We start from the raw sequence: 9,856 nt of genomic DNA, 5'->3' as shown, positions 1-9,856 counted from the left end.
TCTTATATCATCTTTTTTGTACCTTAAATTAAATCTTTATTTTCATCTCTTATTATTGTATAAAAATTAGTTATTGTCATAGTGAAATATGGTATTACCCAAAGCAATCCTATTCCTAATGTTATTATTCCTAATAAAAACCATCCAATAAATGATATTTCTAACTTAAATAATCTCCATTTATTTCTTTTCATAAGTGCAAATGATTTTGATATACTTTGTCCTATAGTAACATTATCAACTAACAAGTATGGTGTTGCCATAAAGAATAAATTAATTATTGTGTATATAACAGCAACTATTATAATCATAATAATTATTAATGTTGTAATTCCTCCAAATAAATTCATTGCATATGGATTTATAACTACCCCAACAATCGCATCTGAAAAAATTGCTATAAACAATGCCATTGGTATAATCATAATTAACATAGATATTAAAAATATTATTACGTACATTCCTAAAAATCTTAAATAAACTTTCCAATTCTTTATCCCTGAATTTAAATTAAAATCCTTAGTTCTTACAAAATTCAAATACAAACCTATAGTAAATACAGCAATAATTATAGTTAAAATTATTGATACAATATTTATACTTACTCCATTGTTATCTAATCCAAATATAGCTGTTGGTGTTCCTGATATTAAAAATATTACTAATGTATAAAGAACAAATTTCCACCAATTTCCCTTTAGCTGTTCCCTTGATAATTTTTTTATCTCTTTGTTTATCAATTTAATTCCTCCTATCTCATCTTAAGTTAACTTATCTTGTAAAACCAAAAGCTGTTTCATTTAATTTCTTTTGTTTCAACTTCTTTTATTATATTAACTTATATAAGAAAAATATAGAAAAAAAGAACTTTTTTAACAAAAGTTCTTTTTTTATTCAATATTAAGATGATATAACTTTTACATTATCATCCCCTAATTTTTCTTTTAAAACCCTTATTACATCACTATTTAAATCAAGCCAACAGTCTCTTGAAAGTCTATAATTTTTTCTTAACTCATTATTGAATATATAAACCGCAGTCTCGCCTCTATATTCATTAAAGCCTTTTTTTATTTCATTATTTAAAATTTTTGCTTCTTTATCATCTTTTACTCTTATATATATCTTGTTTGAGTCTACCTTTTCTAAACCTTCAATTTTTTCACATATAAGCTTTGGTGGTTCATCTTCTTTAAGACTTATACGTCCCTTTATTGTAACAAGTGCATCTTCAGTTATACTTTCTCTAACTCTATCCAAAGTTCTAGGAAAAACTATAACTTCTATTTCTCCACTTAAATCTTCAAGTTTTAAAAACGCCATTATAGTGTTATTTCTAGTAACCTTTTGATTTACTTCTGTTAAAATACCACCAAGTATTACTGTTTGATTATCTTTTATAGGCATTTCACTTGCCATATCATCTATACTTATTCCTTTGGCTATGTTTTCTTCCATAGCTTCATAGACTTTAAATACATTACTTATAGTTGTAGTAGTTTGTACTTTTAAGCTCTTTCCATACTCATCTAGAGGATGTCCTGATAAATATATACCTGTCATTTCTTTTTCCATTGAAAGAATATGCTTTTTAGTAAATTCCTTTATGTCTGGATATCTAACTTCTGGCATACTTACACTTTCTTCATCTAATCCAAATAAACTAATTTGACCATCAATATTTCTCTTTCTTTCTCCTGATACTCCATCCATTATCTTTTCATAAACAGCTAGAAGCTTTGATCTATATACGTTAAAAGAATCTAAAGCTCCAGCCTTTATAAGACTTTCTACTGCTCTTTTATTAATCGTTCCAAGATCTAATTTACTTATAAAATCCATTAATGATACAAATTCACCTTTATCATTTCTAGACTTTACTATATTTTCAACAACATTTACTCCAACATTTCTTATTGCTGCAAGACCAAATATTATTTTATCTCCATCAACAGTGAACTTTGAATAACTTTTATTTATATCAGGTGAAACAACCTGTATACCTAAGCTTTCTGCAAATTTTATATATGATGCAACTTTTTCACTTGTTCCCATTACTGAGTTAAGCATTGCTGCAATCATTTCAACTGGATAATACTTCATTAAATAAGCTGTCTGATAACCAACAACTGCATAAGCTGCAGCATGACTCTTATTAAAAGCATATGAAGCAAAATCCATCATCATATCATATATCTTATTTGCTACATCTTCTGATATTCCATTTCTTAAACATCCTGGTACCTCAATGTTTCCATCTTTATCTTCTATTCCATATATAAAGTTTTTTCTTTCCTCTTCCATGACCTTATGCTTTTTCTTTGACATAGCTCTTCTAACAAGGTCACTTCTTCCCATTGAATATCCAGCAAGTTTTCTTACTATTTCCATAACCTGTTCTTGATATACCATTACTCCATATGTAACATTTAATATATCTTCTAGTTCTGGTGTTAAATATTCTACCTTTTCTGGATTTCTTTTTCTTTCAACATATCTTGGTATTTCAGCCATAGGACCTGGTCTATATAGCGAAATACCAGCTATAATATCTTCTAATGAATCTGGCTTAAGTTCCTTCATGAAAGCTACCATCCCAGCTGATTCTAACTGGAATACCCCTGCAGTTTTACCTTCACCAATCATCTTATAAACTTCTTTATCTTCAAAATCTATTTTATCTAAATCTATATCAATATTTCTATTATACTTAATCATATTAACAGCATCATTCATAACTGTTAATGTTCTAAGTCCTAAGAAATCCATTTTTAAAAGTCCAAGTTCCTCTAATGTAGTCATACCAAATTGAGTTACTATCATTTCATCATTTTTTTGAAGTGGTACATACTCAACTAATGGTTTTGATGCTATAACAACTCCCGCTGCATGAGTTGATGAATGTCTTGGAAGTCCTTCTAAGTCCTTACTTACATCTATTAAGGTTTTAACACGCTCATCTGTATCATAAGCTATCTTAAGCTCTGGATTTAAATCTAAAGCTTTCTCTATTGTTATTCCAAGCATAGTTGGAATCATTTTAGCTATTCTATCAACTTCCGCATAAGAATAATCCATAGCTCTTCCTACATCTCTTATACATGCTCTTGCAGCCATTGTTCCAAAAGTTATAATTTGAGATACATTTTTTTCTCCATACTTTTCAACAACATAATCTATTACTTCTTGTCTTCTTTCATAACAAAAATCAGAATCAATATCTGGCATACTTACTCTCTCTGGATTTAAGAATCTTTCAAATAGCAAACTATATTTTATTGGATCTATTTTTGTTATTCCAAGAGTATATGCAACAATAGAACCTGCAGCTGATCCTCTTCCTGGACCTGTTGGTATTCCATTATCTATTGAATATTTTATAAAGTCCCAAACAATTAAAAAGTAGTCAACATATCCCATTTCTTTAATTACACCAAGCTCATAATCAAGTCTATCAATAATCTCTCTTGCTTCTTCACTCTCATCTCTCATATTAAAAACTTTATCATAATCATACTTTTCATCTTTAATACAATCAAATACAGAGTATCTTTCTATAAGCCCACTATAACATGTATCCCTTAAATATATATAAGGATCATCATTATTTTCTGGTAATGGAAATTTAGGTAACTTTGATACATGAAACTCATAATCAAAATTACATTCTTCAGCTATTTTTATAGTGTTTTCTAAAGCCTCTGGTATATAAGAAAACATATCATACATTTCCTCTGGAGACTTTAAATAAAATTGATCTGAAGGATATCTACGTCTATTTACATCATCAACAGTTTTGCCTGTTTGTATACACATTAAAATATCATGTGATTTTGAATCTTTTCTTTCTATATAGTGAACATCATTTGTTGCAACTAATGGTATCCCCGTTTCTTTTGAAAGCTTTATATTTAATTCATTTACTTGTCTTTGTTCTTCCATCCCATGATTTTGTAGCTCTAAATAAAAGCCTTCTTTAAATATATCTTTATATTCTAAAGCTACTTCTTTTGCTTTTTCATAGTTATCATTAAGTAATGCCTTTTGTACTTCTCCTCCAAGACATGCACTTAATGCTATAATACCTTCACTATGTTTTCTTAAATAATCGTGGTCTACTCTAGGTTTATAATAAAATCCTTCTATTGAAGCTTCTGAAACAATCTTCATTAAATTCTCATAACCAACTTCATTTTTAACTAAAAGAACTAAATGATTTGTGCTATTATCTTTATCTATATTTTTAATATGCATTGATTTACTTGCTACATAAACTTCACAACCAAGTATAGGTTTAATCCCTTCTTCTTTAGCTGCTTTATAAAAATCAACACATCCATACATTACTCCATGGTCAGTAATTGCCATACTTTCCATTCCAAGCTCTTTAGCTTTCTTTACAAGCTTCTTAACTTTTCCAGATCCATCTAAAAGGCTGTACTCTGTGTGAAGATGTAAATGACAAAACTTTTTCTCTCCCACTTACCCACACTCCTTTCATATATAAGAGAAAGGCCATTAATATGTACCTGACCTTACCTCTTCTGCTATCTTTTCAATTTTTCTTAGTCTATGATTTACACCTGATTTTCCTACTGGAGGGTCAAGTAATTGTCCAAGTTCCTTTAAAGATTCCTCTGGATATTGAAGCCTAAGCTCAGCTATCTCTCTAAGATTTTGAGGAAGTCTTTTAAGTCCTATACTATCTCTTATAAGTTTAATACTTTCCACTTGTCTAACTGCTGCATTAACAGTTTTTGAAAGATTTGCTGTTTCACAGTTAACAAGTCTATTAACATTGTTTCTCATTTCTTTTTTAATTCTTATATTTTCTAATTCTAAAAGACAAGTATGAGCTCCTAATATATTAAGTAAATCGACTATTTGTTCTCCTTCTTTTATGTAAATAATAAAACTATTTTTTCTTTGAATAACTTTAGAATTAAGTCCACAGCTATTTACAAGAGCACATAAATCATTTGCATATTCTTCACTATGAGTTACAAACTCCAAATGATATGTTTTTTCAGGATTACTAATACTTCCGCCACCTAAAAATGCACCTCTTATATAAGCCTTTTTAGTTTCAATAGTTTCTACAAAAGAAGGATCTATAGTATAGTCTAAACTCATAATACCATCTATTTCTTTTAATATTCCAGTCTCTTCAAGAAGTTCCTTAACACCCATTTCGGCATCAATAACAACCATATATATATTGTTCTTCTTAAGAGAATTGCTCTTCTTTACCATAAGTTTAGAGTGAATATCAAAATGCTCTTTTAATAAAGTAAATATAAGTCTTGCACTTGAAGGATTTTCAGTTGTGATTCTAAATGCTAATCCTTTACCCGTAAAAGCTATAGTTCCACTTACCTTCATGATTGCAGATATTTCTGCCAAAGCTTCTTTTTTTGTTATATCACTATATCTACAAATTTCTCCTTTAACTTTTGATGAAAACGACATTTATAAATCTCCTTCTATATATGATAATTCATTTAATATCTAACTATATACAATTCTTAATTATAGCATAATTTAATGTAAATAATTATACCAATGTTGTCAAGGAAATATATATTTTTACATAAAATAATAAATTTTTACTTATACATTATATTGCTCTATATTATATTTTATTTTTTGGTATATAATTGTGTAGTATACTTATTTTTCAAATAATACAAATATTTATTTTAGTATGTAGGGGGACACATATGAAAAAGAAAAAATTAATAGGACTACTAGTGGGTTGTGCCATAATAATTATAGGTGGATTTTCTTTTTACTATTACCAAAAAGAAAATAAATTCTCTAATTATATGGATAATGTAAATAAACTTATTGTAGAAGGAAACTATAAAGAAGCAAGTTTAGTTTTAAATGAAGCTAAAGCTATAAAAAATTCCGATGTAGTTGTACAAACTGAACAAACTATAAAACTTGATGAACAGCAATCTAAAGTATTAGAACATGGATTACAATTAGCTAAGGAAAAAAAATACAAAGAAGCTATTGATATTTTAGAACAAATTAACAGTGGTGCTATTCATATAAAAGAAAAAGCCAATAAAGAAATAGATTCATTGAAATCAACTTTAATAAATCAATACATTAAAAATGTAACTAACTACATAAATAATAATGATTTTACAAATGCAAATAAAGAAATAAATAAAATATCAGCATTAAGTATAAATGATTCTAATATAAAACAATTAAAAGATAAAATAGATACTAAAAAAGAGGAGCTTATAAAAGAATATAGTAATGAAGCAATCTCTTCTATTGATAAAAATAATTTTAGTGATGCAAAAAACTCAATTTCTAAATTAAATTCTTTAGGTGCAGATTCTAATGCAGTTAAGGATTTAGAAAATAAATTAAAAGATAAAACTAAATCTGAAAAATATTTTAACACTAAATACATAGGAATTTCTGATAATCAAACTAATGGTACTCAATACTTTGCAGCAGTTCCAAGTAAGCCTTTAATAACAAGATATTATAACCCTAACTTATTAAATGAAAAGACTTTCATAAAATTCTATCATGAAAATATAAAACCAAAACTATATCAAGGTTACTGCTATACTCTTCGTAGTATAAAAGATAAAAATTATGGCATTACCTTCGTATGTGAACCTAATGAAAATCATGAATTTAATATGGGGAAATTAGGACCTGACGGTTTAATTGATATATATAGTAATCAGGCTTATTATTGTGGTATACATGGTGATAAGGTTGTATATTATAGCTTACAAACTCATAATCAAGTTGATCCTTTGATTAATAGAAATTAATTTATTAATTAAAAGACTATAAATACTAAAAGTATTTATAGTCTTTTTTATATACTTATTTAATTATAATATTTATAAAGCTTTAATAATTTTTCTATCAAAGTCTTTTAAAGTTATTTCATTTGTTAAGTCAATTCTTTCACCTGTTAAAAGATCAACTCCTTCTTTATTATCTATAGTAATTTTTACTTTTTCATCTTTTCCTGAATTATTTATTAAAGTAAATATTGATATATTATCTAAACTTCTCTCCATTATAAATACATTTTCCGTACTTAAAAACTTAAGACTTCCATGAGTTAAAGCCTTTTCTTCTTTTCTTATTTCTATAGTCTTTTTATAAAAATTTCTTAAATTATTATCCCAATTTTCTTTATTCCAATCAAATACTCTTCTACAATCTGGATCATATCCACCTTCCATTCCAATTTCTGAACCATAATAAGTACAAGGTATACCTTCAAATGTCATTAAAAATGCAACTGCATTTTTTAGTTTTTCTTTATTTCCGTTACACATAGTTAAAAATCTTTCAGTATCATGGCTATCTAATAAATTAAGCATAACTTCATTTACTTGCTCTGTATTTCTAATTAAAATTTCTGATAGGTTTTCTGAAAACTTTTTAGCTGCTTCCTTTCCATTTGCAAAATAAGCTAAACATTCTTTAGTAATAGGATAATTCATTACACTATCAAACTGATCTCCTTGAAGCCATGGATAAGAATTATGCCAATTTTCTCCTACTATAAATATATCTTCTTTAACTCCCTTAACTGCCTTTCTAAACTCCCTCCAGAAATCATGCTCTATTTCATCTGAAACATCTAATCTCCATCCATCTATATCAAATTCTTCAATCCAATATTTTGATACATCTATAAGGTATTTTCTAAGACCTTCACTACTTGTATTTAATTTTGGCATTTCTGTAACTTGAGCAAATGTTTTATAATTATGTTTATTTTTCTTAATATTAACTGGAAAACTATCTATATGGAACCAATCGGCATACTTAGAATTTTCTCCATTCTTAACTACATCTTGAAATGGTTCAAAATTTATTCCGCAATGATTAAATACAGCATCCAATACAATTCTCATTCCTCTTTTATGAAGTTCATTAACTAACTCTTTAAAATCTTCCTTAGTTCCAAAAGCTTCATCTATTTCAAAATAATCTGTAGTATCATACTTGTGATTACTAGGTGACTTAAAAATTGGAGTTAAATAAATAGCTGTTATTCCTAAATCACTTAAATAATCTAAGTTTTTAGTTATTCCTTTTATATCTCCGCCAAAAAAGCTTTTAGGATTTGGTAATTCTCCCCACTCACCTGTTAATTTTTTATGCTTATTATTTTTATCTCCATTAAAAAATCTCTCTACAAATATTTGATAAAATATAGCTTCCTTAGCCCACTCAGGTACTATATGTAAATCTGATTTATTTATATATGGATATTGAAACATAGAATAATAAGCTTTTTCAAAATTATAATCTTTTGTTAGTCCATCTTCTGAGTAATATAATTTTTCATTGCCTTTATGAAGTTCAAATAAATAACCAAATCTAGTTTCTTCATGTGTTAAATAAGCTTCATAATAATCAAAATTACTATCTGACATAGAAAGTCTCATTTTGACTCTTTCTCTATTTGCCCAATCAAATTTATCTCCATAAATTACATAAACTTTATCTATATCTCCCTTTTCTGTTCTAAGTCTTACACAAATTGTATCTAGGTTATATGCAAATGCATAATTACTCTTTGGTACATGATTTATAGCGTAAATATTCATAAAAAAGCCTCCCCAAATATACTCTTATTTTTAGATTTTATTTCCTTATCTTTAAGCTTATGGTATCATAATCATATTATTAATTTTGTATATTTTTATTTATTTTTGTATATTTTAGAGGTGATTATATGACTGAATTTTTTATATGTGATACTTCAATATTTGATAAAGAACCATTCTATTACATAAGAGAAAGACATGTAGATAACATACTTTTATACTTAAAAGGAAAACATTTTGAAGAACAAAATTCATGTTTAGAAGCTGATTTAAAAAGGTCTGACTTAATAATCTGGAATGCCTTGCTTGCTAAAGAGGTTGCAAATTCAAGTTTAACCATTGAAGAATTAGCTAAACCTTATAACTATTTTTATAATAAAATTTCCAAATTAAATTCACTTAAAGAACTTCAAGAATTAGAAGTAAAAATGTTTATAAAATACGTACATATTTTAATAAATGAAGAACAAACAACAGATCATTTATTAGTCAATAAAATACTTCACTATATTTACATGAATATAGAAAATTTTATTTCTATAAATAAACTCTGTATAGATTTAAATATATCTTCAAGCTATGCAAGTGCTATATTTAAAAAGGAAATGAATACTTCAATAATAAAATACAGTAAAAAGTTAAAAATAGAGAGGGCTAAAACTTTATTAAAAACAACTAATGAAAGTATATTATCTTTAAGTACTAAACTTGGTTTTCATGATGAAAGTCATTTTTGTCGTACTTTCAAAGAATTTACAGGATACTCCCCACTTCAATTTAGAAAAAATGAGGCTATATGGAATTAATCCATATAGCCTCCTATTTAAATTAGTATTTTAATTTTTTATGGCATAAATTTATTTATTTGTGCATTTTTTAATGCCCCAAATGTCATCACAATATTCTTGTATAGTTCTATCTGATGAGAAGATTCCTGCATTACATACATTTTCGAATGCCATCTTAGCCCATTTATTTTCATCTTTGTAAGCATCAAAAACTTTATCTTCTGTATCTTTAAAGCTTTCAAAATCAGCTAATAAGAAATATTGATCTCCTTCTTCTATTAATGAGTTATAAAGATCTTCAAAATCTCCTGAACCACCATCATCAAATGTTCCATCTATTAAAGTATCAATAACTCTCTTTAAAGACTTATTATCTTCATATAATTTCTTTGGATTATAAGTTTTTCTTAAGCTTTCTATTTCTTCAACTTCTAGTCCAAATATAAAGTTATTGTC

7 protein-coding genes are annotated in these 9,856 nt (G+C 26.9%); 2 read left to right on the top strand and 5 right to left on the bottom strand.

Annotated elements, in window-relative coordinates; all coding sequences use genetic code 11:
- Positions 1 to 23: 23 nt before the first annotated feature.
- The 3 genes from O212_RS0106635 to whiA all read right to left on the bottom strand — a co-directional run bounded on the left by O212_RS0106635 (position 24) and on the right by whiA (position 5,469).
- Entirely contained in the window at positions 24 to 740 is a 717-nt protein-coding gene (locus tag O212_RS0106635; RefSeq protein WP_024614344.1) for a DUF975 family protein, read from the bottom strand.
- Between the two features lie 160 nt (positions 741 to 900).
- Positions 901 to 4,482, bottom strand: a complete 3,582-nt coding sequence (locus tag O212_RS0106630; RefSeq protein WP_024614343.1) for a DNA polymerase III subunit alpha — start codon at positions 4,480 to 4,482, stop codon at positions 901 to 903.
- Between the two features lie 36 nt (positions 4,483 to 4,518).
- Complete coding sequence (gene whiA / locus O212_RS0106625; RefSeq protein ID WP_024614342.1) at positions 4,519 to 5,469, bottom strand: DNA-binding protein WhiA; 951 nt, start codon at positions 5,467 to 5,469, stop codon at positions 4,519 to 4,521.
- Between the two features lie 251 nt (positions 5,470 to 5,720).
- On the opposite strand from whiA, the gene O212_RS0106620 reads away from it, so the two are divergent.
- Positions 5,721 to 6,809, top strand: coding sequence for a hypothetical protein (locus O212_RS0106620; protein WP_024614341.1), 1,089 nt, complete (start codon positions 5,721 to 5,723; stop codon positions 6,807 to 6,809).
- Positions 6,810 to 6,881: 72 nt separating this feature from the next.
- Here the strand turns inward: O212_RS0106620 and O212_RS0106615 are convergent, their stop codons facing one another.
- Positions 6,882 to 8,612 carry a glycoside hydrolase family 13 protein gene (locus tag O212_RS0106615; protein WP_024614340.1) on the bottom strand — a complete coding sequence of 577 codons (1,731 nt, stop codon included), beginning with the start codon at positions 8,610 to 8,612 and terminating at the stop codon, positions 6,882 to 6,884.
- A 128-nt stretch (positions 8,613 to 8,740) separates the two neighbouring features.
- On the opposite strand from O212_RS0106615, the gene O212_RS0106610 reads away from it, so the two are divergent.
- Positions 8,741 to 9,418: an AraC family transcriptional regulator gene (locus tag O212_RS0106610; protein ID WP_024614339.1), complete on the top strand. Its 678-nt coding sequence runs from the start codon at positions 8,741 to 8,743 to the stop codon at positions 9,416 to 9,418.
- A 51-nt stretch (positions 9,419 to 9,469) separates the two neighbouring features.
- Here O212_RS0106610 and O212_RS15960 read toward each other — a convergent pair.
- A partial coding sequence (locus O212_RS15960; protein WP_035279237.1) for a glycogen/starch/alpha-glucan phosphorylase occupies positions 9,470 to 9,856 on the bottom strand: 387 nt, incomplete at its 5' end.

Origin of the sequence: Clostridium sp. Ade.TY (assembly GCF_000498355.1) — a bacterium.
Classification (GTDB): Bacteria; Bacillota; Clostridia; order Clostridiales; family Clostridiaceae; genus Clostridium.
This window is presented reverse-complemented; position numbering and strand designations above follow the sequence as displayed.

Coding starts and splice junctions, on each gene's coding strand:
- whiA (WP_024614342.1), bottom strand. CDS start 5,469: ATGTCGTTTTCATCAAAAGTTAAAGGAGAAATTTGTAGATATAGTGAT.
- O212_RS0106620 (WP_024614341.1), top strand. CDS start 5,721: ATGAAAAAGAAAAAATTAATAGGACTACTAGTGGGTTGTGCCATAATA.
- O212_RS0106615 (WP_024614340.1), bottom strand. CDS start 8,612: ATGAATATTTACGCTATAAATCATGTACCAAAGAGTAATTATGCATTT.
- O212_RS0106610 (WP_024614339.1), top strand. CDS start 8,741: ATGACTGAATTTTTTATATGTGATACTTCAATATTTGATAAAGAACCA.